Genomic DNA, 25670 nt, shown 5'->3' with positions numbered 1-25670 from the left:
ATGCGCCTGCTGGCCTGAGTCTATGCCCGGGCCGGGGTGCCCGCGAGAGTTTCCCCACAAAGTTCTAAACATCAAACGTCAAACGTCTAACGTTAAGGAATGGCGACTACTTCTTCAGCACCCCCGACCGCTGCCACCTACCCGGCCAAGCCGCGCACCGCCGTCGTCGCCGGCGTTATTGCCCTGGTCCTCATCGGCCTGAACCTGAGGGCGGGCATCACCGGCGCCTCGGCGCTGCTGCACGATCTGCAGCAGGTTCTGGGCTACGGGCCGCTGGTCGCCTCGCTCATCCCGTCCATTCCAACGCTGTGCTTCGCGGTCGCCGGAGCCGCGACGTCGTGGCTGACCGGGAAGCTCGGCGTTGAGAAGGCCATCCTGCTCTCGCTCGGCATGCTGGCGGGCGGGCTGTTGGTCAGGGGCATTCCCACCACCGGCATGCTGGTGGTGGGCACGGTGGTGGGGATGTCCGGCCTGGCCGTCTGCAACGTGTCCATGCCGTCCTTCATCCGGGAGCACTTCGCCGCCCGCACCTCGCTCATGACGGCCGTCTACACGGTGACCATGACCAGCGGCGCCACCGTCATGGCGGTGGTCGTGGTTCCGCTGTCGCAGCTGCTGGGGTCGCCGTCGGCCGGGCTGGGCACCATCGGGATCCTCGCCCTCTCAGCGTTCCTGGGCTTCCTGCCCGTGACGCTGCACGCCCACCGCAACACTGTCCGGAAGGCTGCCGGACATGTCTCCCCGTGGCCGCTGCTGCGCACCAAGACCGGGCTGCTGCTCACCGGCATCTTCACCCTGCAGGCACTGCTCGCCTATGCGCTGCTTAGCTGGTTCCCGTACATGCTCACCACCATGGGCCTCAGCCCGGCGGACAGCGCCCTCATGTTCGGTGTCATGCAGCTGGTCTCGGTCCCTGCCGGCATGACGCTGATCGCCATCGGTTCCCGGCCGCGGATGCTGCGCCCCGCCGTCTACCTGGCCACCCTGACCATGACGGCCGGCATTGCCGCGCTTCTTGTCCTTCCCGTCTCACTGGCCGTCATCCCGGCGGTACTGCTGGGCTTCGGCCTGGGCATCTTCCCCCTGGTGATGGTGATCATCAGCCGCAGCGGCCGGAACACCGCCGAGACCACGGCCCTGTCCACGCTGGCACAGTCCACCGGTTACCTCCTGGCCACCGTGGGGCCGTTCGGCATGGGCCTGCTGCACAGCGCGACGGGCAGCTGGACGCTGCCGATCGCCCTGCTTCTGGTCATTGCGCTGGTGCAGATTGTCGTGGCACACCTGCTCAGCAGCGGCCGGGCTGCCGGCGTGAGCGCCAACGGCACAGGCGCTGCCGGAACCGGCTCCGGGAGCACCGCCGGAATGAAAGAGTAGGACGCCATGACCCTGAGCACGTCGCACCGCCCGCCGCTGGCGGACGAAGTCACCGCCAAACTCCGCGGGATGATCCAAACCGGCGAGTGGCCGCTGCAGCAGCGCATACCCTCCGAAACCGAGCTCATGTCCGGGCTGGGCGTGTCCCGCGGGACGCTCCGCGAGGCCGTCAAGGCATTGGCCCACAGCGGGATGCTCGAGGTCCGCCGCGGCGACGGAACGTATGTGCGCGCCACCAGCGAAATCTCCGGTGCCGCCCGCCGGCTCTACAAGGAACACACGGACGTGCACGTCCTCGAGGTCCGCGTGGGGCTGGACACCCAGGCGGCCCGCCTCGCCGCCCGGCATGCAACGGCCGACGACGTCGCCGCCATGCGCGCGCTGCTGACCGAACGCGGGGACGCCTGGCACGCCGAGGACTTCGCGCGCTGGGCCCTCGCTGACTGGGGCTTTCACGAGCGGGTGGCGCAGGCCTCCGGCAATCCCCTCCTGCACGAGCTCTATGTCAGCTTCGGCGACGTTTTCCACGCCGATCTCCTGAAGCAGCACCGGCGCGCCGGTTTCAACGGCCTGCCGGATGCGGGCCACGGCGAGCTCGTGGATGCCATCGAAGCGCACGACGGCGATGCCGCCGTGGCAAGTGTGCTCCGGAACCTCAACTCCTGCGCGGAGTGGCTGGGCGAGTAACGGGCTTTCGCCTCAACTTCTGCGGCCCTTCTCCGGGGAACGGGAAGCCAGGCTGCGGCGGGTGGGCAAGCGGACCCTTGAGGTTCTGGGCGGCTACGTCCGTGGCACTGCCATCGTGGCACTGGTGGACACCGTGGCCATCGGTGCCACCCTGCTGATCATGCCGGTGCCACTGGCTATTCCGCTGGCCATCATCGCGTTCATCGGCGCGCTCGTTCCCCTGGTCGGGGCCACGGTTGACGGCGGGCAGCATCCTGGCGGGCATCATCGGCGCGCTGTGCTGGCCGTTCCGCTGGCAGCCGTGGCGTGGGCCATCATCCAGGTGTGGACCGCCGAGGATCACCTCCAGGCCATGAACCCAAACTTGCCGCCGGCGGACAGCCAACCCGCGTAGGCACTCCGCGGAGCGGAGGTGAACCGAGCACGACGGCGGCCGGGCACTTGGGTGCCCGGCCGCCGTCGTGCGTTATCGGTTTTAAAGAAACCGTCAGCGCAGTCCCTTGAATACATTCTTGGGCCGTTGCATCTCGCCGTGCTTGGCGCCGAGGACGATCACAGAGGCGGCGAAGGCGGGGATGGCCCACTGCAGTGCCTTCAACTGCTTCTGCGCCGACTGCAGCTTGGCCGAAGAACCGGACCGTGGCTCGGTGGCACCCTCGGCACCTTCATCGGCCAGTTTTTCCACTTTCTTCCCCAGCACGCCTGCGTACAGGGTCACGGCGGCGCCCGCCAGCGTGACGGCCGTCTTGTAAACGGTGTCCCGAGCCACACCCTCCTGGCTTGCGATCCTGTCCCTGTTTTCCAGCGCGATGAACAGGTCCGCCAACAGGTGGGTCGCAAAGGCTGCTGTCTGGACCGGAGCCCATTTCATCCATCCGCGGCTCGAGAGACGGGTGCGCTCGGCCGGGTCCTTCGCCTCAGCAGTGGCCCCGTTCAGGCCGATGGCTCCCATCAGGGAACCGCCGAACCAGGCGGCTGCCGTGAGATCGTGAACAGACCGAGCAAAAAGATTTCCAGCCATGATGTCCTTCCTAATACGAGAGAGGTTCAATCCGGAACAGTGGCTGCCGCGGGCCCTGCGTTCAGGTTCCCGCCAGCCGTACCAAAGACACGGTCCCCACATGGTAAGCACACTTACTAACGTTACGGTAGCCCGTAATATCAACGGTTCTGTGCGTAAAATCAACGCCATGGGATCATCAGGAACACTCTTCGGCTGGGCATTCGGCGACTCGGAACGCGAGGACGACCAGGCATATGTGGACGGGCTGAAGGGCGAGGCGCTGGCCAACGCAACACAGGCCGCCAAGAGCAAGGGCTTCGACGTCGAGGCCGGCTCGGAAGTCTTCACCGTCCTCAGCGCGGGCGACGCGCTCGTCGACATCGACACGGCACCGGACGACCTTGTGGTGCGCTGCACGGTAAAACTCGTGGGCGAGGGCTCGGAGCGCATCCACGCGGAAGGGCCGATGAACGGCTAAGCGGAAACGGCTAACCGGAGGGCATGACGGACAACGACTCGACGATCAGCGAGGCGGCCGACGCCGCGGAGGCTGCATCGAACACCAAGGCGCTCGACGTCGTCGCGCGTTCCGGTTTCGCTGTCATGGCCCTGCTGCACATCATCGTCGGCGCCATCGCGATCGCCCTGGCCTTCGGGCATCCAGGCGAGGCCGAGCCCACCGGCGCCATCGAACAGCTGGCCGCCAACCCCTGGGGCCCGGCACTCATGTGGGCCGGCATGATCGGGTGCGCGGGGCTCTCCCTCTGGCAGCTGAGCGAGGCCACCCTCCGGGCCCGCCACCTGCCCCGCAAGGAACGGATCGGGAAGCTGATCTCCTCCGGCTTCCTCGCGATTGCGTACGGCAGTGTGGGGCTCAGTTTCGGCGGCTTTGCCGTGGGGCTTCGCGGTGACTCCGGCGAGTCCACGAGGGACGTGAGCGCGGCCCTGCTCACCAATCCCTTCGGCGGCGTGATCCTCAGCGCCCTGGGCCTGACCGTCATCGGCGTGGGCATCTATTTCGTGGTGAAGGGCTTCCGGCGGGGCTTCAAGGAGGAGCTCTTCCATTTTGACGGAACCCGCCGAGGCAAGCTCATCGACTCCTTGGGCGTGACCGGCCACGTGGCCAAGGGCATCGCGCTGTTCCTCGCCGGTCTGCTGTTCGCCATCGCGGCCGCGAAACATACGCCCGAAGAGTCCACCGGCCTCGACGGCAGCCTGAAGGCCCTGCGCGACCACGAGTACGGGCCCTACCTGCTGTTTGCCATCGGAGCAGGCTTCATTTGCTACGGAATCTTCGCGCTGGTCCGGTCAAAGTTCGGCAGGATGTAGCCATGGGAAAGGCCCGGCCATGGGAAGGCGACGCATGAAAAGACGATTCAGCGGCGACCCTGCGGGAGCGCCGAACCGGACCCCTAATCGCGCGGCAGAGCTCGCCGGGCGCGGTTTCGCTGCCGCGTTCCGGGGCATCAAGGCCGTGCGCCCCGTCCGCCCCATCCATCCGCGGGGCATCGGTCTCGTGGGGGAACTGACCCTCACGGGCGCCGCGGGCCGCGCTGCCGCCGGTCTCCCGTGGGTCAGCGGGATCTCCTGGCTCGACGACGCCGGAACCCACCAGGTGCGCGGGCGGTTTTCCCGGTCGGTCGGGCTTCCCGAGTCGCTGCCGGACATTCTGGGCCTGGCGCTGCGGATTTCCCTCGCTTCCGGAGACGCCGGCGGCCCCGGTGCCGACGGCGTTGGTTCTCTTGGTGCCGGCGGCGCCGGTGACTTTGACGGCGCCGGTGACAGTGCCGACGTCGGAGATGTCCTGTTCGCTACAACCGGCTGGGGTGTGCCGGGCCGTTACATGTTGCTGCCCAAGCTGGACGTTGGCACCGCCAGGTTCACCACGCTGATGCCGTACAAGGGTGCCAACGGCCCCGTCCTTTTGGGACTGCGCACGCTGTCCCTGCCGGGGCGTGCCACCGGCCGGGCGGACACCGGCGGAAACTTCAAGGAGTCGCTGGCCAGCGGAGACTGGACCCTGGCGCTGTCGTACGCCAGCCCGGCCGGCCGGTGGGTGCAGGCCGGCATGCTGCACCTGCGAGCCACTGCCACTGCCACTGCCACTGCCACTGGGGACGGTGACGCTGGCGACACGGCCATCCGGTTCGATCCGCTGAAGCACCCCCTGCCCGGTGCCGGGACCTACCCCTGGGCCCGCCGGCTCCGGGAACGCTCGTACCGGGCCGCCCGGCGGCCCGCCGCCCGCGTTGTTGGCGCCCCGGATCCCGCCGGGTCCACAACTGCAGACCGCGCCTCCACCAGCCGACGCCAGGGTTTGGCCGACGAAAGGAACACCATGTCAACCGTCACGCAGGTCTTCAATTCACCGGCATCGGCAGTCTGGACAGTGATCGCGGATGGCTGGCTATACTCCGGCTGGGTAGTCGGTGCCTCGAGAATCCGCGACGTGGACGCGCGCTGGCCGCAGGTCGGTGCCCTGCTCCATCACTCGGTGGGCGCCTGGCCGCTGCTCATCAACGATTCAACCAAGGTGACGGCGGCCGATCCGGGGAAGCGGCTGGAGCTGATCGCGCGCGGCTGGCCGATCGGCGAGGCCAAGGTGGTCATCACCCTCGAGGACATGGGCGAGCAGTGCCGGGTGACCATGATTGAGGACGCGGTCCGCGGCCCCGGCCTGGCCGTCCCCAAGGCGCTCCGTGACCCGATTATCACGGTCCGCAACCGGGAAACCCTGCAGCGCCTCGAGCTCATGGCTGCCGGCGGCGCGGGAGCTTAAACAGCGCCTGCTTAAAGCAACGCGGGGTCACTTAGCGCCCAATATTCCGGTCGGAATGGGCGCTAAGTGACCCCGCGTTGCTGTTTGAGTCTCGCGTTGCTGTTTGAAGCTAGACGCTGGCGGCGACGCCGTCGCGGGAGATGGAGACCATGTCCTCGCGCGGCACCACCTTGATGCGCTCACGCACAACCTCGACGCCGTGCGAGCCGCCGGCAGCGGTGGCCTCGGCGCCCAGGGCGAGTTCGTGGGCGTCCAGGGCCAGCCAGCCCTCCCAGGTGGTGTATTCCACGCCGCGGCTTTCGAGAAGGTCGACGACGGCGCTGGCAGCGGGTGCCTCGGCAACAGGCAGGTTCTCGCGGTCTTCCAGCAGGAAAGTCACGGTCTCCAGGGCGTCACCCTTGGTGTGGCCGATGAGGCCGACAGGTCCGCGCTTGATCCAGCCGGTAGCGTAGATGCCCGGGACGTGCTCGCCGGAAGCGTCCAGGACGCGGCCGCCGGCGTTCGGGACGACGCCCTTCTTGTGGTCGAACTCGATTTCCGGCAGTGCGGAGCCGAAGTAGCCGATGGCGCGGTAGACGGCCTGGACCGGGTAGTCCACGTACTCGCCGGTGCCACGGGCGTTGCCCGTGCCGTCCAGTTCGGTGCGTTCAAACTTCATGCCGCTGACGCGCCCGGGGCTCTCGGCGTCGTCGTAAATTTCCACCGGGCTGTGCAGGAAGTGCAGGTGCAGGCGGCGGGAGGCCTTGAGCTCGGAAACGTCCTCGGGCTGCTCGGCGATCCAGTTGGTGAGCGTTCCGACCATGGTCTTGGTCTGGTTGTTGGTCTGGATCTGGCGGTCGGATTCCTCGTCGAACTCGAAGTCCTCCGGGTAGAGGATGATGTCCACGTCCTTGGAGTGGGACAGCTCGCGCAGCTCCAGGGGTGTGAACTTGACCTGCGCGGGGCCGCGGCGGCCGAAGACGTGGACGTCGGTGACGGGCGATGCCTTCAGGCCGGCGTAGACGTTGTCCGGGATTTCGGAGACCAGGAGGTCGTCGGCGTGCTTGGAGAGGACGCGGGCCACGTCAAGGGCCACGTTGCCGTTGCCGATCACGGCGATTTCCTTGGCCTCCAGCGGCCATTCGCGGGACACGTCCGGGTGCCCGTCGTACCAGGAGACGAAGTCGGCGCCGCCGAAGGAGCCCTCGAGTTCGATGCCCGGGATGTTCAGATCGGCATCCTTGATGGCGCCGGTGGCGAAGATGACGGCGTCGTAGTGCGTCTTCAGGTCCTCTATGGAGAGGTCCGTGCCGTAGTCAACGTTGCCGAAGAAGCGGATGTCGCCGCGGTCCAGGACCTTGTGCAGGGCGTTGACGATGCCCTTGATGCGGGGGTGGTCCGGGGCCACACCGTAGCGGATCAGGCCGTAGGGTGCCGGGTAGCGGTCGAAGAGGTCGATGCTCACGGTCAGCTCGCCGCTCTTGACGGCCTCGCTCTTGGTGAGGATGTCCGCTGCGTAGACGCCGGCCGGGCCGGATCCGATGACGGCCACACGCAACGGGCGGGCGGCGGTTCCTACGGTGGTGCTGGTTGACACGGCTGTGTTCCTTTTCTTCTGCATCGATTGCTCCGTAGGCGCCCTTTTGAACCTTCATAAGGGCAGTTATGGAGCAATCGGTGGGTTTCAGGGGGTGAGAACGCGGGTGGTGCTTGTGCGGGGCTTGTTGGGGCTGGTGGTGCTGTAGTCAGCGGTTTTGAAGTGCGACGGCGCGAAGGGGCTGACGCGGACAACGTCACCGATGACGATCACTGCAGGATTGGCGACGCCGGCGGCCTCGGCCTGGTCGGCGATGGTGCCGAGGGTGCCTATGGTGACGCGCTGGTCCGGCAGGTAGCCGTTTTCAACAATACCAACTGGTGTGTCACCGGGCAGGCCGGCTTTGCCGAGGGCGGACGCCGACTCTCGCAGCTGGCCGACGCCCATGAGGAGTACCACGGTGTGGTCGGCGCGTGCCGGAACCTCGGACAGCTCCTCGTGGCCGGTGACCACGCTGAAGCCCTTCGCCAGGCCGCGGTGCGTGACCGGGATGCCGGCGGCAGCGGGGACGGAGATCGCGGAAGTCACTCCGGAAACGACTTCCACCTCCACGCCGTGCTGGCGGCAGAATTCCGCTTCCTCGCCGCCGCGGCCCAGGACGTAGGGGTCGCCGCCCTTGAGGCGGACCACGCGGTGTCCCTGCAGGGCTTCCTCGACGAGGATGCGGTTGATTTCGGCCTGCGGCACGGGGTGGTGGCCGGGGGTCTTGCCGACCTCGATGACGCGGACGTCCGGGGCAAGTTCGTTGAGCAGTTCGCGGGGGCCGAGGCGGTCGGCGACCACGACGTCGGCCTGGCCGAGCAGCCGGCGCCCGCGGACGGTGATGAGGCCGGTGTCGCCGGGGCCGCCGCCAACGAGGGCGACCGATCCCCGGTGGGCCCGGCGGCGGCGCAGCGGCAGGTCGCCGGATTCCAGTGCGGTGGCGACGGCGTCGCGCAGGGCCATGGCACGGCGAGGGTCTCCCCCGGCGTTGACGGCGATCTTGACGTCGTCCACCACGGCGACGGCGGGCGTCCAGGCCGCGGAGGATTCATGGTCGGAGGCGTTGACGCACCAGACGCGCTGCGCCTCGGCGTCGGAAGCTACAAGGGTGTCCACGGCGGGATCGCCGGTGGCGGTCTGAACGAACCAGACGCCGTCGACGTCCTCGGAGCGGTAAGTGCGGGGCTCCCAGGTGAGCAGGCCGGCGTCGGCGAGTTCGCGGACCGCGGCGGTGGCCTCGGGGGCCACGACTGTGACGCGGGCACCGGCGTCGAGCAGGCCCTTCGCGCGGCGCGCAGCAACGCGTCCGCCGCCCACCACCAGCACGGGGCGGCCGAGGAGGCGCAGCGCCGTGGGGTAAATGTCCTGAATTGCCATGGATCAACGGTAGGGCTGTGTTACGGGCCCGGCCAACGGCGCGGAAACACCAGTTCACGCAAGGTAACGCTGCGTCACATTGCGACAAGAGTCCTGCGGTGTTCCGGCACGAGGTTGACGGGCCGTAATTGTCTGTGCCGAGCCCTACAATAACTCCGATCGGGATTCACCGATCGGTCTCAACATGGGGGAAGGACACTAGTTGTCTCTGCACGAAAACGTCCGTACGCGGACGCGCCCTGGTTTTCTGACCAGGAGCATTGCCACAGCCGGCAGCATCGCGCTGCTTGCCGGACTTCTGATGGCTCCGGCAGCACAGGCGCTGCCGATGGAAACAGGCACTGTTACGGAGCCCGCACCGGCTCCGGCTGACCCGGCACCGGTTGACCCGGCGCCTTTGGATCCGGCACCTGTGGATCCCGCGCCGGCTTCAGATGGAGAGCCGTCGGCGGTGGCCACGCCTACGGAAACGGCGCCCGCCGAGGTAACACCCGAGGTGACACCTTCGGAAACAGTGCCCACGGAGACGGCTCCTGCCGCTCCCGAAAACATCAGCCTTCCGGTCATCGAGGGCGACGCCGTCGTCGGCGGCGTCCTCACGTCCACGGGCGGCCAGTGGAACGGCGCGGGCTGGATCCAGTACAGCTGGATCATCGACGGCGCTCCCGTCCAGACCGCCGGTCACACGGTCGGCGAGGCTGATGTTTTGAACATCGTCCCGTCCATGGCAGGCAAGAGCGTCCAGCTCACTGTCGTGGCGTCGTCGGATGCCCAGACTGCCGGAACCGAAGCGTCAGCGGCGGCCGTTACCGTCCGCCCGGCTGCCTTCACCGGAGTTGTGTGGAGCAACGCCGTGGCTGGCCGGCCTGCTGTCGGCCAGGAGCTGTCGGTGGGCACCCCGCAGTGGGATAACTCCGTCAGCCAAGGAGCCCTGGCCTACCAGTGGTTCCGCGGTACCCTGGCCATTGGATCGGCCACCACGCCGCGTTACACGGTCACCCCTGCTGATGTCGGGCAGAAGCTGTGGGCAAAAGTGACCTTGTCCGCGCCTGGCTTTACCTCGGTGGAACTCTCCTCCGCCCAGGCCACCGGTGTCTCGGCGACCTTCATCACCGCGCCTGTGCCCACGGTCAGCGGAACGGCCCGCGTGGGCCAGGTGCAGACCGCGAACGCAGGAACCTGGGCTCCCGGCGGTGCCGTGCTGTCCTACCAGTGGTACCGCGGAACGGCGGCCATCGCGGGCGCCGTCGGCCGCACGTACACCACGTCCGCGGCCGACTACGGCAAAGCACTCAAGGTTCGGGTGCGGGCCACCAAGGCCGGCTACGTCACCGTTGACCGCCTATCCGCCGCACGCACCATTGCGGCCGGGACAATTGTTGCCACCAAGGCCCTCACCGTCGTGGGAACCCACCGTTACGGCAACACCGTGAAGGTGTCGCAGGGCTGGGCGGCCGGCACCACAATCCGTTACCAGTGGTACCGGAACGGCGTGGCGGTCAGGGGCGGCACCGGCTATGCCCTGTACTTCAACCCGAGCTACATCGGTTCACGGGTGAATGTGAAGGTCACGGTGTCCAAGCCGGGCTATGCAACACGGTCGGTAACCACCGGCGCGGTCACCGTTGGCCGAGCACTCATCAATCTGAAGACGTCACCGCGCATCACGGGGGCAACGTCGCTGGGCTCTGTCCTTACGGCCAATCCCGGCACCTACTCCCCCGCGCCGTCGGCCTACGCATACCAGTGGTACCGCAACGGGGCCGCCATCTCCGGCGCGCGCTACCGCACCTACCGGCTCACCGCTGCGGACAACGGCCGCTCCATCACGGTCCGCGTCTCCGCCAGCCTGATCTACTCGGACACCCGGGTCACGATGAGCCCGGCACTGAAGCTGCCGGTCTGGGCTGTGACGGTGCTCCGCGGCGACGGCACGTACCGCGTTGGGACGCAGATCAAACCGGGGCTGTACAAGGCAACGGGCACGGGCAGCGGCTGCTACTGGGAACGGCTTAATGGCTTTGGCAACACTCTGGACGACATCAACGCGAACTACTTCGGATCTGCCCGGACTTACGTCCAGATCCTTCCAGGTGACGTCGGGTTCAGATCCAGCGGCTGTGGCGCCTGGACCACTGTCCCGTCCACGGGTGCAAGAGCCACCAGCATCACCAGGGACGGAACTTACCGGGTCGGCATCGACATCCTGCCGGGCGACTACTTCGGGTCTGGCACCAGCAGCACCTGCTACATGGCGCTGTTGACCGGCTTCGGTGGAACCCTTGACGACATCTACGACAACTACTTCGGTTCATCCGACGTTGTCGTGACCATTCCATCTTGGGCAAGGGGCTTCGAGGTCAACGGTTGCGGCACATTGGTCCGCGGCTGATCTTCGGTTAGCTGAAAGCCCGACGGCGGGAGTCGCCGTCGGGCTTTCTTGTGCCCTCAGGCGGTTGGCTCCCCCGTCTCCGTCGTGGGGCACTTTAGCTAAGGACACGCCCCGGATCAGCCGAAATCCCGGCGTGTCCCGGGTCAATGTGCCCAGTTGGTTGCAGTGCCCAGGACAGCAGAAAGCCCGACGGCGGGAGTCGCCGTCGGGCTTTCTGCGTTTAGTGAGGTGCTTAGCGGGTGCTGCCTGCCAGGAGGCCGCGGCGCTGGAGCAGGCGCTTCTCGATCGGCGCGAACACCAGCAGCTCGATCAGAATGCCCACGGCCAGGATGAGGAGGATTGCGGACATCACGATGGTCATGTCGGCGAGGTCGCGGCCCTGGTTCAGCATGGAGCCGAGGCCGAAGCCGATGGTGCCGCCCACCGCGATGATTTCCGCGGCCATGAGGGACCGCCAGGAGAAGGCCCAGCCCTGCTTGAGGCCGCTGAGGTATCCGGGGAGTGCCGCGGGGAGGATGATCTGCACGGCCATCTGCAGCCGCGAAGCGCCGAGGACCGTGCCCACGCTGCGGTACTGCGGCGGGATCTGGTCCACGCCGGAGATCAGGCCGTTGATGATCGACGGGATGGCGCCCATGAACACCACGAAGTACACAGTGGCGTCGGTCAGGCCGAACCAGATGATGGCGGCCGGCACCCACGCGACAGACGGCAGTACCTGCAGGCCCGAAATCAGCGGACCGAACGCCCGGCGCAGCGGCGCCACCTGGGCCAGCAGCAGCCCGACCGGCGTGGCGATCGCGACGCTGATCAGGAAGCCCAGAAGGCCGCGCTGCAGCGACGTCCAGACAGCCTCCTGCAGCGACCCCTCAGCCCACAGCGCGCCGAACTGCTCCAGCACATCCATGGGGCCGGGCACCTGGTCGCGGCGCTTGAGCCCCAGCGAAACGTAGAACTGCCAGATGATGATGAGCACCACGACGGCGGCGACCGGCAGCAGGATCCGGCTCCAGTCGGCCCGGGCCTTGCGCACAGCGTCCGACTGCAGCGAGTCCAGCCCGGACTCCAGCTCACGCAGGTCGGCCGAGCCCGTAGAGGACCGGGTCAGCGCGGCGTGGACCTTCTCACCCTTCGAGGAGGACGAAGCGCCGGATGCCTCGACACGCTCAACCAGCGGCGTATCGGCCACGGGGGTCTCGACGGGCTCAGCAACGGGAGATGAGTTACTTGGCATGGCGGCGGATCTCCTCTCGCAGCCGGGCGGTGATGACCCCGGTCAGCTGTCCGGCAAGACCGGCGTCGGTACGGTGTTCTTCAGTGACTTCCCATTCCTGCACCACGCGGCCGGGCCGGGAGGACAGCAGGAGGACGCGCTGGCCCAGGCGGACCGCCTCGCGGACGTTGTGGGTGACAAAGACGATGGTGCGTCCGGTTTCCTTCCAGATGCGCTCAAGTTCGTCGTGCAGCAGGTCGCGGGTGATGGCGTCCAGGGCGGCGAACGGCTCGTCCATCAGGAGCAGCTGCCGGTCCTGCGCGAGCGAGCGGGCAAGGGCCACGCGCTGGCGCATGCCGCCGGACAGCTCGTGCGGGCGCCGGTCCGCGGCCTCGGCCAGGTGGACCAGGTCCAGCAGCTCCGCGGCCTTGACGCGCCGCTCGGCCTTGCCCACGCCGCGCAGCTTCAGCGCCAGTTCCACGTTCTCACGGGCGGTGAGCCACGGGAACAGGGCGGAGTCCTGGAACATGAAGGCGGCGCCGTCGCTGGGCACCTCAAGGGCGCCCGACGTCGGGAGCTCGAGTCCCGCCATGATGTTCAGCAGTGTGGACTTGCCGCAGCCGGACGCACCGAGGAGGGCGACGAACTCGCCCTTGCCGATGGTGGCGTTGACGTCGTCCAGCACCGGGGCGCCTTCGCCGAAGCGCTTGCCCAGGTTTTCCAGTACGACTGGCATGGTCCCGTCCTTTGTTCGTGGTGCGTTATATGCGGCGGTGCAGATGCGGCTCGGGCTAGTCCTGGCCCAGCCCTGCAGCTGTGGTTTTCTCGGTGGCCACTGAATTCAGCGCCCGGAGGTCAAAGAGGCCGTTGAGGTCGGCCTGCTTCGTGGTGCCGGCATCCACGCCGTCCTGCAGCAGCTTCTTGTACGTTCCTGCCAGCGGGTCCACGGTGAACGTAATGTTCTTAAGCGAGCGGTCAATGACGTTCTGTGCCAGTGCCTTGCCGGCGTCCTGTTTGAGGGCGGCGTTGACCACGGCGGCCTTCTCGGCGGCCGGTGCGTCGTTGAGCCACTTCACGGCCTCGACGTGGCCCTTGAGCAGCGCTTCCACGGTCTGCGGGTGCTCCGCGGCGAACTTCTTGTTCACGATCAGGATGGTGGTCGGGAACTCACCAGGCTTGCCGGTCAGCGACCCGTCCCACAGGTCCTTCTCGTCCACCAGGACCTTCGCGCCGGCCTGGAGCACCAGACGGGAGGCCCACGGCTCAGGCAGCCACGCGCCGTCGAGCTTGCCGTCCTGGAACAGCTTCAAGGTCTGCGCGTTTTCGGTGGGGTTGATCGCAACGTCCCCGCCGCCGTCGGGAGTGGTCTTGTAACCCTGCTTGCCCAGCCAGGCGCGGAGCGCCACATCCTGGGTGCCGCCCAGCTGCGGCGAGGCCAGGGTCTTGCCCTTCAAATCCGCGGCGGACTTGATCTCCGGCTTGACCACCAGCTGCGCGCCGCCCGAGGCTGCGCCGGCGATCACGCTGACGGACTCGCCCTTGCTCTTGACGAAAGAATTGATGGCCGGGTTCGGACCGATGTACGTGGCGTCAATGGCGCCGGCATTCAGCGCCTCGATGGCGGCCGGACCGGCGTTGAACACCTGCGTGCTCAGCTTCGTGTCGCCCAGGCTCTTGGCGATGAAGCCCTTCTGGACGCCGACCATCGCCGGGGCGTGCGTGATGTTGCCGAAGTAGCCTAGCTTCAGCTCGGCCGCGGGGGTGCCCGCCGCGTCAGGGGCCGCCGAGGCATTGGAATCCCGGGCCACTGCCGACGCAACAACCGCACCCACGCTGATCAGCAGGACGAGGCCGACAGCCAACGCCACTTCCAGGGCGCGGCGGCGCTTGGGCGTCTGGCTTTCGCCGGCCACAATGCGGGTCATGCCCGGCCTGGGAGTACTCATGGATTCACCATAGGGACTGGCGTAAACAGGGTTCAACGGAGCGGAAACCCGGGGTCACGCAGGTTCATGCAACGTCACATTCAGCCACATAAATCCGCCTACTCGCGGGCCCGTGGAATTTCGGGGTCAGTCCCCCTTGACATTGACCAGCTGGCGCAGCCGGTGCCGTACCTTCACCAGGTCGGCGGCGTCGCGCATGACCTGGTCGATGGGCTTGTAGGCTGCCGGGATCTCGTCGATGAACGCCTCGGTGGCCCGGAACTCGATGCCGTGCATGGCCTCCTTCAGCTGGGCCAGCGAGAACGCCTTCCGCGCAGCGTTACGCGAATACTCCCGGCCGGCCCCGTGCGGCGAAGAGTTCAGCGAAGCCGTGTTGCCGAGTCCCTCGACGACATATGACGCCGTCCCCATGGATCCGGGAATCAGGCCGGGGTCCCCGGTTTCGGCCTTGATGGCACCCTTGCGCGACACCCAGACCGACTTTCCGTAATGCGTCTCCTGCTGGGTGAAGTTGTGGTGGCAGTTGATCCGCTCCGTCTCCTTGACCGTTCCGCCCACCCAGTCGCTGAACTGCCGGATCACGCGGTCCATCATCTCCTCGCGGTTCAGCAGGGCGAAGTGCTGGGCCCAGCGCAGCTCCTTGATGTACCGGGTGAACTGCGGCGTGCCCTCCTCGAGGTAGGCCAGGTCCCGGTCCTCCAGGGTAATGCGCTTGTCGCGCGCCACGCCCTGCGCCACCTCAATGTGGTGCTGGGCGATCTTGTTGCCGACGCCGCGTGAACCGGAGTGCAGGAACAGCCAGACGGCGTCGGTCTCGTCGGTGCAGACCTCGATGAAGTGGTTGCCGGACCCAAGCGAGCCAAGCTGCAGTTCCCATTTCGCCACGTACTGCGCAGGGTTGAACCCGGCCTTCTCGGCCCGCCTGTGCAGTTCGGCGATGCGCGGCTCCGCGGTGGCCGTCACCCTGCGGTTGTTGTGGCCGGCGGACAGCGGGATGGCCCGCTCGATGCTCTCCCGCAGCGGCTTGCGGTCCCGCGGCAGCTCTTTGAGGGTGTACTGGGTCCGCACCGCAATCATGCCGCAGCCGATATCCACCCCGACGGCGGCCGGAATGATCGCGCCGAGCGTCGGGATGACGGACCCCACCGTTGCGCCCTTGCCGAGGTGCGCATCCGGCATCAGGGCCAGGTGCGGGTAGATGAAGGGCAGGCGGGAGGTGGTCAGGGCCTGTTCGCGGGTCTTGTCGTCCAGGATCGACGCCCAGTTGATGAGCCGGCTGGTGATGGATTCCATGCTTCGCCTCCCACTGGATGAACGAGGACTAACGTAAGTCCTAGGCTAAACCCCGGCCCCCGCACAAACGGCGAGCCCCGCACATAGGAGATGCCAGCATGGTGAACGTTCAGACAGAGATCCTGATACGGAGGCGCCGGGACGAGGTGGCCGAGTATGCGGCGAACCCGGACAACGCCCCGCAGTGGTACGACAACATCCACTCTTCACAGCGGCTGACAACCGGACCGATCGACGTCGGATCCAAGGTTGATTTCACCGCCAAGTTCCTGGGCCGGGACCTGAACTACACCTACGAGTTCGTCGAGTACGTGCCGGGCGAGAAGCTGGTGATGCGGACCGCCCAGGGCCCCTTTCCCATGCAGACCACCTACACGTGGGCGGAAGTCAGCGGCGGAACCCGGATGACCTTGGGCAACAGCGGCCAGCCGTCCGGTTTCTCGCGGCTCGCCGGACTGTTCATGCCGCCAATGATCCGCAGGGCCACACGCAAGGACCTGCACAAGCTCAAGTCGATCCTCGAAGCCGGCGCCTGACGTCCGCGCCGCAACACGAAATCGCCGGAACACAGCGAGGCCGCCGTACGGATATACGGCGGCCTCGCAGGTTTCCGGCGAATTGAGCGATCAGATCGAGTAGCGCTCATCCTCGTGGTCGCCCGGGTGGTCCTTGACCAGGCCAGCGGCGAGGGTGTTGCCGTCGAGCGGGTCGATCACCAGGAACGCGCCCGTGCGGCGGTGGTGCAGGTAGTTCTCGAGCGGCAGCGGGGCGGCGAGCCGGAGCTGCGCGTGCCCGATGTCGTTGAGCTCCAGGCTGGAGGCACCCTCGAGGTTGAAGGTGGCCAGGTCCAGCTTGCCGTTCACGCTGCGGACCAGGGCCTGCACGGTGCGGGTGCCGTGCTTGACCAGGACCTTGGCGCCCTCACGGAGCGGCTTCGGGGACAGCCAGCACAGCTGGGCGTACAGGTCGGCTGAGCTTTCGCGGACGGTGCCTGCGGCGGCGATGGTGTCACCGCGGGCGACGTCGAACTCGTCGGCCAGGCGGACCGCCACCGACTGCGGGGCGGAGGCTTCCTCCAGCGAGGCGCCGGCGAAGTCGATGCCGATGACCGTGGTGGTGCGCGGGTCCTGGCCGGGGGTCAGCACGCTGACCTGGTCCCCCACCTTGACGGACCCCTCGGTGATCTGCCCGGCGTAGGCACGGTAGTCGCGGTATTCCTCGACGTCGAGCCCGCCAGCAACAGCGTCCGGCGCCAGCGCGCCCTGCGGCCGGATGACCAGCTGCACGGGGAAGCGGAAGCTCTCCAGGTGGCTTTCGAGTTCATCGGCGGCGGGCAGCGTCTCGAGCACCTCGAGCAGCGCCGGGCCGGTGTACCAGGGGGTGCGCACCGAGCGCTCCACCACGTTGTCGCCGTCGAGCGCGGAAACCGGAACCACCAGCAGGTCGGCGATGCCGTCGGAACCGAGGCCCAGCTCGCGGCCCACCCGCTGCACGTCGGCTTCGATGTCGCGGAAGACGGTCTCGCTGAAGTCCACGAGGTCGATCTTGTTCACAGCCACGATCACGTGCGCCACGCGCAGCAGCTGCAGCACGGACAGGTGCCGGCGGGTCTGCTCCAGGACACCCTTGCGGGCGTCAATGAGCACGACGACGGCATCCGCGGTGGACGCGCCGGTCACCGTGTTTTTGGTGTACTGCACGTGCCCGGGGCAGTCCGCGAGGATGAAGCTGCGGCGGTCCGTCGCGAAGTAGCGGTAGGCGACGTCGATCGTGATGCCCTGCTCGCGCTCGGCACGCAGGCCGTCGGTCAGTAGGGCGAGGTCGATGCCGCCGGCCGAGCCGCCGAAGCCGCGGTCCGCGGAGGTGCGGGCAACGGCGTCGAGCTGGTCGGCGAGGATGGCCTTGGAGTCGTGCAGGAGGCGGCCCACCAAGGTGGACTTCCCGTCGTCGACCGATCCTGCGGTGGCGAAGCGGAACAGCGAGGCGGACGCGAGCGGGGCCTCGTCCAGGAGGGCCGCGGCGCGGGCGGTGTCAATGTCGGTAGTCATTAGAAGTAGCCGTCCTTCTTGCGGTCTTCCATGGCGGCCTCGGAGATGCGGTCATCCGCACGGGTGGCGCCACGTTCGGTGATGGTGGAGGCGGCAACTTCGATCACGACGTCGCGCACGGTGGCGGCGGCCGACTCAACGGCGCCGGTGCAGGACATGTCACCCACGGTCCGGTAGCGGACGGTCTTGGTGATGACTTCCTCGTGCGGCAGCGGCTGGGACACCTCGCCCACCGCGCGCCACATGCCGTCGCGGGCGAAGACCTCGCGCTCGTGGGCGTAGTACAGGCCCGGAAGTTCGATGTTTTCGCGCTCGATGTAGCGCCACACGTCCAGCTCGGTCCAGTTGCTGATGGGGAAGGCACGGACGTGCTGGCCCACGGTGTGCCGGCCGTTGTACAGGTTCCACAGCTCGGGGCGCTGGTTGCGTGGGTCCCACTGGCCGAACTCGTCGCGCAGGCTCAGGATGCGCTCCTTGGCGCGGGCCTTGTCCTCGTCGCGGCGGCCGCCGCCGAAGACGGCGTCGAACTTGTTGGACTGGATGGCGTCCAGCAGGGGAACGGTCTGCAGCGGGTTGCGGGTGCCGTCGGCACGCTCGGCAAGCTCGCCGCGGTCGATGAACTCCTGGACGGAGCCGACGACGAGTTTCAGTCCCAGCCGCTCTACGGTCCGGTCGCGGAAGTCGATGACCTCGGGGAAGTTGTGGCCGGTGTCCACGTGCAGCACCGGGAACGGGACCTTGCCCGGCCAGAACGCCTTGGTGGCCAGGTGCAGCATGACCACAGAGTCCTTGCCGCCGGAGAACAGCAGCGCCGGCTTCTCGAACTCGGCAACAACCTCGCGGATGATGTGGATCGCTTCGGATTCGAGGGTGTCCAGGCTGGAGAGGCGCGTTGAGGCAGCTGCGTCGGTCACCAGGGTGGTCTCCTCAGTTAGGAAAGTGCTCATACGTGTAGTCCGCATTCTGTCTTGTTGGTTCCTGCCCAGCGGCCGGCGCGGGGGTCCTCGCCGGGAGCTACCTTGCGGGTGCAGGGCTGGCATCCGATCGACGGGTAGCCCTGGGACAGGAGCGGGTTGACGGGCAGGAGGTTGTCGTCGGAGTACTGGACCAGCTGGTCGAACGTCCAGGCGGCCATCGGGTTGACCTTAACCAGGCCGTTCTTGTCATCCCAGGTCACCAGCGGGGTGTTGGTGCGGGTGGGGGCCTCGTCGCGGCGGACGCCGGTGAACCACAGTTCGTAGCCGGCAAGGGTGCGCTGCAGCGGGGCCACCTTGCGGAGGGCGCAGCACTGGGCGGCGTCGCGGGCGAACAGGTCTTTGCCCAGGAGCCGGTCCTGCTGCTCCACGGTGTTCTCGGGGAGCACGTCCACCACGTTGACGCGGAGGTTCGCGGCCACCTCGTCGCGCGTGGCGTAGGTTTCCGGGAAGTGGTAGCCGGTCTCCAGGAACAGGACGTCGACGCCGGGAAGCTGGTCGGCGACCAGGGCCGGCAGGACGGCGTCGGCCATGGAGCAGGCGACGGCGACGGCGGGCATGTCGAAGTTGCGCTCCACCCAGGCGATGACGTCGCGGGCCGGGGCGTCCCAGCCGAGCTCGGCGGCGCCGGCTTCAGCCAGGGCCTTCAGCTCCTCGTTGGAGCGCTTTGCTTGAACGGTCGTCACTGGAGTGCCTCCTCGTCAGCTGCGTGTGCCCACTCCGCGAAGGTCTGGCCCTCGGCGCGGTCGGCGACGAACTTGCGGACAACGCGCTCAACGTAGTCGGGCAGGTCGGCGACGTAGACCTTCAGGCCGCGGACGGTGCGGCCGAGGCCTGCCTCTTCGCGGTCGGTGGAAGCCAGCCCCCCGCCCAGGTGGACCTGGAAACCCGGGGTGGGGTCGCCGTCGGGCGTGGGGAGCATCATGCCCTTGAGTCCGATGTCCGCGGTCTGGATGCGGGCGCAGGAGTTGGGGCAGCCGTTGATGTGCAGCGACAGGGCCTGCGGGAGCTGGCCGCTCTCCGTCAGGTCAGCCAGGCGGCGTTCCAGCTCGGCGACTGCCGTGGCCGCGGTGACCTTGGTTTCCACGATGGCCAGCTTGCAGAACTCGATGCCGGTGCAGGCGATGGTGCCGCGGCGGAACACGGACGGGCGGGCGGACAGGCCCAGGACGTCCAGTTCGGCCACGAGCGGCTCCACCTCGTTCTTCTCCACGTCCAGCACCACGATCTTCTGGTGCGGGGTGGTGCGCAGGCGGTAGGAACCGCGGGCCTCGAGGGTGTCCGCGAGCTTCACCAGCTGCGCGCCGGAGAGGCGGCCGGCGATGGGGGTGGCGCCGATGAAGAACTTGCCGTCCTTCTGCTCGTGCACGCCCACGTGGTCGCCCGGGGTGGACGGCTTCGGCGCGGCGGGGCCGTCAGCCAGCTTGTAGCCGAGGTATTCATCCTCGAGGATCTGGCGGAACTTCTCCGGACCCCAGTCGGCCAGGAGGAACTTCAGGCGGGCCTTGGTGCGCATGCGGCGGTAGCCGTAGTCACGGAAGATGCTGGTGACGCCGAGCCACACGTCAGCGGCCTGCTCCGGCGTGACGAACGCGCCGAGGCGCTTGCCGAGCATCGGGTTGGTGGACAGGGCACCGCCCACCCACAGGTCGTAGCCGACGCCGAGTTCGGGGTGCCTGACGCCGACCAGGGCGCAGTCGTTGATCTCGTGCACCACGTCCTGGCTCGGGTGGCCGGTGATGGCGGTCTTGTACTTGCGCGGCAGGTTGGACAGCAGCGGGTTGCCGATGAACCGCTCGCCCAGCTCTTCGATGAGCGGGGTGGGGTCGATGATCTCGTCCTTGGCGATGCCGGCCACCGGGGAGCCGAGGATGACACGCGGAACGTCGCCGCAGGCCTCGGTGGTGGAGAGTCCGTTGCTCTCGAGGCGGCGCCAGATCTCGGGGATGTCCTCCACGCGGATCCAGTGCAGCTGGATGTTCTGGCGGTCCGTGAGGTCGGCGGAGTCGCGGGCGAAGTCCACGGAGATCTGGCCGATGACGCGCAGCTGCTCGGTGGTCAGCGCACCGCCGTCGATCCGGACGCGGAGCATGAAGTACTTGTCCTCAAGCTCGTGCGGCTCCAGCGTTGCGGTCTTGCCGCCGTCGATCCCGGGCTTGCGCTGGGTGTACAGGCCCCACCAGCGGAAACGGCCGTGCAGGTCCTGGCCGGGAATGGCGTCGAAGCCTTCCTTGGCGTAGATGGACTCGATACGCTCGCGGACGTTGAGGCCGTCGTCTTCCTGCTTCCAGGTTTCGTTGGCGTTAAGCGGGGTGGTTCCGTCCACCTTCCACTGTCCGTGGGGCTTGGCGGCGGGGCGGGAGGCACGGGCGGGGCGCGCGGGCTTGTCCGTGGACGCTCCGGCTAGAGCTGTATCAGTCATGCATCGACTGTAGGGCCGCGCCGAAATACGTCACAAAGGCCCGGAAATGCTAAGTCACCTAAGGAAACATTTCGTCATGACTCGCCGGGAGGCCTTGAACGGCGCCGCCGGCTGTGCTTCCGGCTACGTGCTCCCCGGCGCTTTCAGGAGTCTTTTTAGGACCTGACGGCGTGGGCCGCCAGCGCGGCGTCGTACCGTTCCAGCGCGATCTCCGCGAGCACAGGCGAGGGCAGCAGCGGCTCGGTCACCAGGTCCGCCCCGGCCTTGGCGAGCTGGTCGTGGAAGAAGCCCGGCGCCAGGAGGTACGAGGCCACCACCACGCGGCCGCCCACGCTCACTCCCCCGGCAGACTCCCCCGCGCCGGCGCCGCCCGCGGCTTCCTCACGGAGCATGGCCACGGCTTCCGGCACCGACGGCTTGGCCGAGGCACCATACGCGGGCACGATCCGGTTGGAGCGCAGTGCCCGCAGCTGGCCGGCCAGCTCCTCGACGCTGACCGCGGCGTTCGGGTTGGAGGAGCCCGCAGCGGCGAGGACGATCGAATCGTTGTCCGTAACACCGGCCTCCCGCAGCCGCTGGTCCAGCAGGGCGGCGAGGCGCGGGTCGGGCCCCAGCGGCGCCGCGGCCACCGTGCCCGGCCGGCTCTTAACAGCCTTCGCGATGTCCACCTTCACGTGGTAGCCCACGCTGAGCAGCAGGGGAACGACGACGGCGGAGACGCCAGCGGCTTGTGCGTCGCCCCCGGTTTGGGGTGCTCCGGAGGCCTGGGGGAGCCCGGCCACCACGTCCACCAGATCGGGCTGCTGGACGTCCACGTACGCTTCGCGGACATCGAGCCCGGGGCGCAGCGCGGCGATGGCGTCACGGAGGGCGTTGACCTCGGCGGCTCCCTGCGCGTTGGACGTTCCATGGGCGCAGGCGATCAGGATCGGGCTATTCATAGGGGCTAGCGTAACGTTGGAGCTGCACTGTCCGCCCCTTGAAATATGCCGGGACGCTCCATGACCTTCTCTTTTGACATCGCCCTGGCATGGCTGGAACTCGCCGGCATCTTCTTTTTCGCGGTGTCCGGCTCGCTGCTCGCCGCACGGAAGCAGTTCGACGTCATGGGATCCCTCCTGCTCGCCTCCCTGGTCTCGCTGGGCGGCGGCGTGATCCGCGACATCATCCTCGGCGCCGGCCCGCCCGCGGCATTCAGCAACCCGGCCTATCTGGTGCCGCCGGTGCTGGCCACCGGGCTGGTGTACTTCCTGTTTTCCAGCGTGCAGCGCTACACGTCGCTTCTCACCCTGTTCGACGCCGCGGGGCTGGCCCTGTTCTGCATCACAGGCACGCTGAAGGCGCTGTCCTATGGCATGAACCCCATCTCCGCGGCGCTGCTCGGGGTTACGACGGCGGTGGGCGGCGGCCTGCTGCGCGACATCACGGCCAACGAGGTGCCCCGCCTGTTCGACGCCCGCGACCTCTACGCGCTGCCGGCCTTCACGGGCGCCGTCCTCACCGCGATCTTGTGGGACCTTCGCGCGTTCAATCCCTTCTCGGCAGGCGCCGTGGCCGCCCTGGTCTTCGCGTTCCGCGTGGTCGCCTGGCGCCGCTCGTGGCGCATTCCGCTGGCCGTCCGGGGGTGGCACCGGCTGGGTCTGGAACCCGGGAATTCGAGGGGCCGGGATTAGCTAGGATAAGAGCCATGACTGACATGTTCCTCGAGAAGTTCCGCGCGCTTGTTCCGAAGTATCTCGAAGACGAATGGCAGGAAGAGGACGGGCTGTCCGCCGAGGAGCTGGACGCGGAGCTCTCCGAACACCAGTTCACCATCCCCCTGGTGCTGCGCGAGTTCTACCTTGCGCTGGGCGGGTGCGAGGACCTCATGGAGGCCTACCACTACTTCTGGGACCCCGAGGAACTCGAAGTGGACGACGAAGGCTTCCTCATGTTCCTCGAGGACGAGGAAGAAAACTTCACCTGGGGCTTCCGCATCGGCGACCTGAGCATCCCGGACCCCATCGTGTACCGCCGCAACAACGCCCGCGGCCAGTGGAAGAGCGAGGAAGGCACCTTCTCGGAGTTCGTCTTCGACATGTTCGACTGGGCCTTCAACGACGAGGACTAGGTTCCTCGCTGCTTTCCCTTCTCCGTCCCGACCTTGTTTGACCGCCCTGCGCCCGGCAAAGAGGGTCACAACGGCGGATCGCTGCCCTACCAGGAGCCCGGCCCGAACCCGCCCCGTTGCCCATAAACGGAGCACAGTGCGAATCTCCTCCACCATCGCCATTGGCTGGTGCACCACGTCGTCGTAGAAATAGCGCAGAGTCAGGCGGCCGCCGAGCATGCCCGCTTTAGCTCTCCGCTGATCCTTCTTGATCTGTCTGGGTTCGAAGTGGCTGGATCCATCCAATTCGACCACAAGGCATTCCTCCACCAGGCAATCCACTTCGCCCACGCCCGGAAGGTTGACGTGCATCCTCACCTTGAGGCCGGCACGAACGAAATGGGTATGTGCCAGCACCTCCAGAACGGAGTCTGCCCGGGGAATCAGGAGGTCCAGCACGGCGCGGGCACGGCCGTTCCTGTTTCCGACGAGTTTCTTCTGCAGGAAACTGACCGAGATCTGTCCAGTTCCCGTGGCGGACTGCACCATCACCAACGCCTCGAGCTCCGGCAGGCATCTGAGCGCGTGCAGGAGTACGTCAGCCAAGGCAGCCACGGGATAGGCCAGCGTGGCTTCGTGAGTGCACGCCGCATGGTCAATAACTCCCCGCTTGGGCACGCCGTTCCCGCAGCTCAGGTGCATGGCCTGCGGCGGATGGAGGACCCACAGCCGGTAGAACCGTGCGGCCGAGACGCACGTCAGCCGCCCGTTGGCCCTGAACGCGGTCAGTACGTCGCGGTCCGCCTTGAGTACTGCGTACACGCCCCGCTGTGGGCGGTACAGACGCCCGGCAGCCACTGCGGCATCCAGCTGAATCCGCTGGAAACCGGCGCGCAGGATGTCGCTTCTCCTGGCCACACCGCCACGGCGCGCAAGGAAGAGTTCAAGGTCCATGCCTTAAAGGTGGCCGTGCACCGGAGCCACGGGCAGTCTTCAGCTCAGCCATGTGGACAACTCGCGGCTCCGGCGCTCCCGTCCTGACCTTTTCTCAGGCGCGGGAGGGTGCAGAGTGGGGCGTGTTGCGGCGTGTCCTCTACCCTCCGGGGCGAAATGAGGTCAGGACGGCTGACGCTGGGCCACGAAACCCTGTGACACGCCTGTTAACAAGGGATTTTGCAGATGTGACAAAGCTGTCATAGAGTGTTTCTGGGTCCACTGAATGCCTCCGGTGGATTTGATGCGAACGGAGAGACGGCCCCGGTTCCGCGCAGCGTATGACTCGTGACGCTGCACAGAACCGGGGCCGTTCCGTTTATGCAGGACCGGGCGTAGGCAGCGCCGGTTAAACGGGGAAGGCCCGGCACCTTGGGGGGCGGGCCTTCCTCGCCTGGTCTACTGCAGGCAAAATAAGCTAGCTGGCGCGGTCCACCACGGCGTGCGCGAAGCTGGACAGCGAGGCCTTCACAACACCTTCGGGCAGCGGGTCCAGAGCGGCGATCGCGTCGGCCGCCCAGGCGCGGGCCACCACCCAGGATTCGGCGGTGACGGGGTGCTCGCGCAGCCCTGCGACTGCTTCGGCGAGGGCCTCGTCCGAGGAGAGGTCGCCGTCGATCAGCTTGAGAAGTTCGACGGCGGACTGGTCACCGTCTGCGGCGGCGTTGCGGAGCAGCAGCACGGGAAGGGTGGGCACGCCTTCGCGCAGGTCGGTGCCCGGGGACTTGCCGGACTTGACCTTGACGCCCGTAACGTCGATGACGTCGTCGGCAAGCTGGAACGCGACGCCAACCTTCTCGCCGTACTCCACCAGGACGTTCTCGTAGGCCTCGTCGGCGCCGGAGAAGATGGCGCCGAACTGGCCGGAGGCCGCCACCAGCGAACCGGTCTTGTCCGCGATCACCGACAGGTAGTGCTCCACCGGGTCCTCGTCCGGGCGCGGGCCGACGGTTTCGTGCAACTGGCCGAGGCACAGCCGCTCAAAGGTGCGGGCCTGGATGCCGAGCGCGCGGGAGCCGAGCTCGGACACGAGGATGGAGGCGCGGGCGAAGATGAGGTCGCCGGTGAGGACGGCCACGGAGTTGCCCCAGACCTCGTGGGCCGTGGGGGCGCCGCGGCGGAAGGGCGCGGAGTCCATGACGTCGTCGTGGTACAGGGTGGCCAGGTGCGTCAGCTCAACCACGACGGCGGCCTGCACCACGGCGGGCAGCGACGCGTCACCGAGGTGGGCGCAGAGCAGGGTCAGCAGGGGGCGGATGCGCTTGCCGCCGGCCTCCACGAGGTGACGCGACGTTGCGTCAGCCAGGGGGTCGGAGTTGGCGATCGCTTCGCGGAGTTTCTTCTCCACCCGGGCCAGGTTGGTGGTGAGGGCAGGGCCCAGGTCGGGGTCTTCCGCGATGGCCGCGAAGCCCGCCGGCAGCTGCAGTCCGGTGGCGATGGCGGTGGTGTTGAGGCTGGGTTCAGAGTCCGGCAGGCCGTGCCCGGCGTGCGTCCAGCTGTGGTTCGCGGAGTTGGTCAC

Annotated in this window: 22 protein-coding genes and 2 pseudogenes; 10 read left to right on the top strand and 14 right to left on the bottom strand. The window is 67.5% G+C overall.

The features are described from left to right. Nucleotides 1–99 precede the first annotated feature (99 nt). The 3 genes and pseudogenes from R5O87_RS19895 to R5O87_RS19885 form a co-directional block, all read left to right on the top strand. Nucleotides 100–1377: an MFS transporter gene (locus tag R5O87_RS19895; protein ID WP_410554916.1), complete on the top strand. Its 1278-nt coding sequence runs from the start codon at nucleotides 100–102 to the stop codon at nucleotides 1375–1377. 6 nt (nucleotides 1378–1383) lie between these two features. Then, nucleotides 1384–2064, top strand: coding sequence for a FadR/GntR family transcriptional regulator (locus tag R5O87_RS19890; RefSeq protein ID WP_410554917.1), 681 nt, complete (start codon nucleotides 1384–1386; stop codon nucleotides 2062–2064). A gap of 19 nt (nucleotides 2065–2083) precedes the next feature. Continuing rightward, nucleotides 2084–2458: pseudogene (locus R5O87_RS19885) on the top strand (AI-2E family transporter); the annotation flags it as partial. Between the two features lie 93 nt (nucleotides 2459–2551). On the opposite strand, the gene R5O87_RS19880 reads toward R5O87_RS19885, so the two are convergent. Continuing rightward, nucleotides 2552–3085, bottom strand: coding sequence for a hypothetical protein (locus R5O87_RS19880; RefSeq protein WP_410554918.1), 534 nt, complete (start codon nucleotides 3083–3085; stop codon nucleotides 2552–2554). 169 nt (nucleotides 3086–3254) lie between these two features. Between R5O87_RS19880 and R5O87_RS19875 the strand changes: the two genes are divergently transcribed. From R5O87_RS19875 to R5O87_RS19865, 3 genes are read left to right on the top strand one after another with little or no spacing between them, the layout of a single operon-like run. Further along, nucleotides 3255–3545: a hypothetical protein gene (locus R5O87_RS19875; protein ID WP_410554919.1), complete on the top strand. Its 291-nt coding sequence runs from the start codon at nucleotides 3255–3257 to the stop codon at nucleotides 3543–3545. Between the two features lie 23 nt (nucleotides 3546–3568). Then, on the top strand, nucleotides 3569–4396 hold the full coding sequence (locus R5O87_RS19870) for a DUF1206 domain-containing protein (RefSeq protein WP_410554920.1): 828 nt from the start codon (nucleotides 3569–3571) through the stop codon (nucleotides 4394–4396). 34 nt (nucleotides 4397–4430) lie between these two features. Next, on the top strand, nucleotides 4431–5846 hold the full coding sequence (locus R5O87_RS19865; protein ID WP_410554921.1) for an SRPBCC family protein: 1416 nt from the start codon (nucleotides 4431–4433) through the stop codon (nucleotides 5844–5846). Nucleotides 5847–5955: 109 nt separating this feature from the next. On the opposite strand, the gene R5O87_RS19860 is transcribed toward R5O87_RS19865, so the two are convergent. Further along, the gene (locus R5O87_RS19860; protein WP_410554922.1) at nucleotides 5956–7422 is read right to left on the bottom strand and encodes an FAD-dependent oxidoreductase; all 1467 of its coding nucleotides are present in this window, start codon (nucleotides 7420–7422) and stop codon (nucleotides 5956–5958) included. A gap of 87 nt (nucleotides 7423–7509) precedes the next feature. Beyond that, nucleotides 7510–8781: a uroporphyrinogen-III C-methyltransferase gene (cobA, locus tag R5O87_RS19855; protein WP_410554923.1), complete on the bottom strand. Its 1272-nt coding sequence runs from the start codon at nucleotides 8779–8781 to the stop codon at nucleotides 7510–7512. 202 nt (nucleotides 8782–8983) lie between these two features. Between cobA and R5O87_RS19850 the strand changes: the two genes are divergently transcribed. Continuing rightward, complete coding sequence (locus R5O87_RS19850) at nucleotides 8984–11173, top strand: hypothetical protein (RefSeq protein ID WP_462836342.1); 2190 nt, start codon at nucleotides 8984–8986, stop codon at nucleotides 11171–11173. Between the two features lie 232 nt (nucleotides 11174–11405). Here R5O87_RS19850 and R5O87_RS19845 read toward each other — a convergent pair whose 3' ends face one another. The 4 genes from R5O87_RS19845 to R5O87_RS19830 all read right to left on the bottom strand — a co-directional run bounded on the left by R5O87_RS19845 (nucleotide 11406) and on the right by R5O87_RS19830 (nucleotide 15625). Next, nucleotides 11406–12407, bottom strand: coding sequence for an ABC transporter permease (locus R5O87_RS19845; RefSeq protein WP_410554925.1), 1002 nt, complete (start codon nucleotides 12405–12407; stop codon nucleotides 11406–11408). After that, nucleotides 12397–13122: an ABC transporter ATP-binding protein gene (locus tag R5O87_RS19840; RefSeq protein WP_354257471.1), complete on the bottom strand. Its 726-nt coding sequence runs from the start codon at nucleotides 13120–13122 to the stop codon at nucleotides 12397–12399. The genes R5O87_RS19845 and R5O87_RS19840 overlap by 11 nt, the downstream gene beginning before the upstream one ends. 55 nt (nucleotides 13123–13177) lie before the next feature. Continuing rightward, entirely contained in the window at nucleotides 13178–14311 is a 1134-nt protein-coding gene (locus R5O87_RS19835; RefSeq protein WP_410554935.1) for an ABC transporter substrate-binding protein, read from the bottom strand. Between the two features lie 147 nt (nucleotides 14312–14458). Next, complete coding sequence (locus R5O87_RS19830) at nucleotides 14459–15625, bottom strand: RtcB family protein (RefSeq protein ID WP_410554926.1); 1167 nt, start codon at nucleotides 15623–15625, stop codon at nucleotides 14459–14461. A 98-nt stretch (nucleotides 15626–15723) separates the two neighbouring features. Between R5O87_RS19830 and R5O87_RS19825 the strand changes: the two genes are divergently transcribed. Continuing rightward, nucleotides 15724–16161, top strand: a complete 438-nt coding sequence (locus tag R5O87_RS19825) for an SRPBCC family protein (RefSeq protein ID WP_410554927.1) — start codon at nucleotides 15724–15726, stop codon at nucleotides 16159–16161. 90 nt (nucleotides 16162–16251) lie between these two features. On the opposite strand, the gene R5O87_RS19820 is transcribed toward R5O87_RS19825, so the two are convergent. From R5O87_RS19820 to R5O87_RS19800, 5 genes are all read right to left on the bottom strand, one after another. Beyond that, on the bottom strand, nucleotides 16252–17673 hold the full coding sequence (locus R5O87_RS19820; protein WP_410554928.1) for a sulfate adenylyltransferase subunit 1: 1422 nt from the start codon (nucleotides 17671–17673) through the stop codon (nucleotides 16252–16254). Next, nucleotides 17673–18620, bottom strand: coding sequence for a sulfate adenylyltransferase subunit CysD (gene cysD, locus R5O87_RS19815; protein WP_314194858.1), 948 nt, complete (start codon nucleotides 18618–18620; stop codon nucleotides 17673–17675). Before cysD ends, R5O87_RS19820 begins: the two co-directional genes overlap by 1 nt. Beyond that, on the bottom strand, nucleotides 18617–19333 hold the full coding sequence (locus R5O87_RS19810) for a phosphoadenylyl-sulfate reductase (RefSeq protein ID WP_410554929.1): 717 nt from the start codon (nucleotides 19331–19333) through the stop codon (nucleotides 18617–18619). The genes cysD and R5O87_RS19810 overlap by 4 nt, the downstream gene beginning before the upstream one ends. Beyond that, nucleotides 19330–21069, bottom strand: a complete 1740-nt coding sequence (locus tag R5O87_RS19805) for a nitrite/sulfite reductase (protein WP_462836341.1) — start codon at nucleotides 21067–21069, stop codon at nucleotides 19330–19332. Before R5O87_RS19805 ends, R5O87_RS19810 begins: the two co-directional genes overlap by 4 nt. A gap of 155 nt (nucleotides 21070–21224) precedes the next feature. Beyond that, entirely contained in the window at nucleotides 21225–22010 is a 786-nt protein-coding gene (locus tag R5O87_RS19800; RefSeq protein ID WP_410556577.1) for a sirohydrochlorin chelatase, read from the bottom strand. Between the two features lie 60 nt (nucleotides 22011–22070). Between R5O87_RS19800 and R5O87_RS19795 the strand changes: the two genes are divergently transcribed. Together R5O87_RS19795 and R5O87_RS19790 are read left to right on the top strand one after the other, a co-directional pair. Beyond that, nucleotides 22071–22742 (top strand): trimeric intracellular cation channel family protein, encoded by a 672-nt coding sequence (locus R5O87_RS19795; protein WP_410556578.1) that lies wholly within the window; start codon nucleotides 22071–22073, stop codon nucleotides 22740–22742. Nucleotides 22743–22756: 14 nt separating this feature from the next. Continuing rightward, a complete protein-coding gene (locus R5O87_RS19790; protein ID WP_410556579.1) occupies nucleotides 22757–23179 on the top strand; it encodes a hypothetical protein in 423 nt (140 codons plus the stop codon). A gap of 189 nt (nucleotides 23180–23368) precedes the next feature. Here R5O87_RS19790 and R5O87_RS19785 read toward each other — a convergent pair. Both R5O87_RS19785 and R5O87_RS19780 read right to left on the bottom strand, forming a co-directional pair. Then, nucleotides 23369–24112 (bottom strand): annotated as a pseudogene (locus R5O87_RS19785) (type IV toxin-antitoxin system AbiEi family antitoxin domain-containing protein); the annotation flags it as partial. A 457-nt stretch (nucleotides 24113–24569) separates the two neighbouring features. Further along, nucleotides 24570–25670 (bottom strand): polyprenyl synthetase family protein, encoded by a 1101-nt coding sequence (locus tag R5O87_RS19780; RefSeq protein WP_410556580.1) that lies wholly within the window; start codon nucleotides 25668–25670, stop codon nucleotides 24570–24572.

The sequence above is a fragment of the Arthrobacter globiformis genome, assembly GCF_046536215.2.
GTDB lineage: Bacteria > Actinomycetota > Actinomycetes > Actinomycetales > Micrococcaceae > Arthrobacter > Arthrobacter globiformis_E.
Note: the sequence above shows the minus strand (reverse complement) of the source record. Positions and strands in the feature narration are given on the sequence as shown.

Coding starts and splice junctions, on each gene's coding strand:
- R5O87_RS19880 (WP_410554918.1), bottom strand. CDS start 3,085: ATGGCTGGAAATCTTTTTGCTCGGTCTGTTCACGATCTCACGGCAGCC.
- R5O87_RS19830 (WP_410554926.1), bottom strand. CDS start 15,625: ATGGAATCCATCACCAGCCGGCTCATCAACTGGGCGTCGATCCTGGAC.
- R5O87_RS19890 (WP_410554917.1), top strand. CDS start 1,384: ATGACCCTGAGCACGTCGCACCGCCCGCCGCTGGCGGACGAAGTCACC.
- R5O87_RS19795 (WP_410556578.1), top strand. CDS start 22,071: ATGACCTTCTCTTTTGACATCGCCCTGGCATGGCTGGAACTCGCCGGC.
- R5O87_RS19870 (WP_410554920.1), top strand. CDS start 3,569: ATGACGGACAACGACTCGACGATCAGCGAGGCGGCCGACGCCGCGGAG.
- cobA (WP_410554923.1), bottom strand. CDS start 8,781: ATGGCAATTCAGGACATTTACCCCACGGCGCTGCGCCTCCTCGGCCGC.
- R5O87_RS19820 (WP_410554928.1), bottom strand. CDS start 17,673: ATGACTACCGACATTGACACCGCCCGCGCCGCGGCCCTCCTGGACGAG.
- cysD (WP_314194858.1), bottom strand. CDS start 18,620: ATGAGCACTTTCCTAACTGAGGAGACCACCCTGGTGACCGACGCAGCT.
- R5O87_RS19805 (WP_462836341.1), bottom strand. CDS start 21,069: ATGACTGATACAGCTCTAGCCGGAGCGTCCACGGACAAGCCCGCGCGC.
- R5O87_RS19845 (WP_410554925.1), bottom strand. CDS start 12,407: ATGCCAAGTAACTCATCTCCCGTTGCTGAGCCCGTCGAGACCCCCGTG.
- R5O87_RS19825 (WP_410554927.1), top strand. CDS start 15,724: ATGGTGAACGTTCAGACAGAGATCCTGATACGGAGGCGCCGGGACGAG.
- R5O87_RS19865 (WP_410554921.1), top strand. CDS start 4,431: ATGAAAAGACGATTCAGCGGCGACCCTGCGGGAGCGCCGAACCGGACC.
- R5O87_RS19875 (WP_410554919.1), top strand. CDS start 3,255: ATGGGATCATCAGGAACACTCTTCGGCTGGGCATTCGGCGACTCGGAA.
- R5O87_RS19800 (WP_410556577.1), bottom strand. CDS start 22,010: ATGAATAGCCCGATCCTGATCGCCTGCGCCCATGGAACGTCCAACGCG.
- R5O87_RS19835 (WP_410554935.1), bottom strand. CDS start 14,311: ATGACCCGCATTGTGGCCGGCGAAAGCCAGACGCCCAAGCGCCGCCGC.
- R5O87_RS19895 (WP_410554916.1), top strand. CDS start 100: ATGGCGACTACTTCTTCAGCACCCCCGACCGCTGCCACCTACCCGGCC.
- R5O87_RS19790 (WP_410556579.1), top strand. CDS start 22,757: ATGACTGACATGTTCCTCGAGAAGTTCCGCGCGCTTGTTCCGAAGTAT.
- R5O87_RS19840 (WP_354257471.1), bottom strand. CDS start 13,122: ATGCCAGTCGTACTGGAAAACCTGGGCAAGCGCTTCGGCGAAGGCGCC.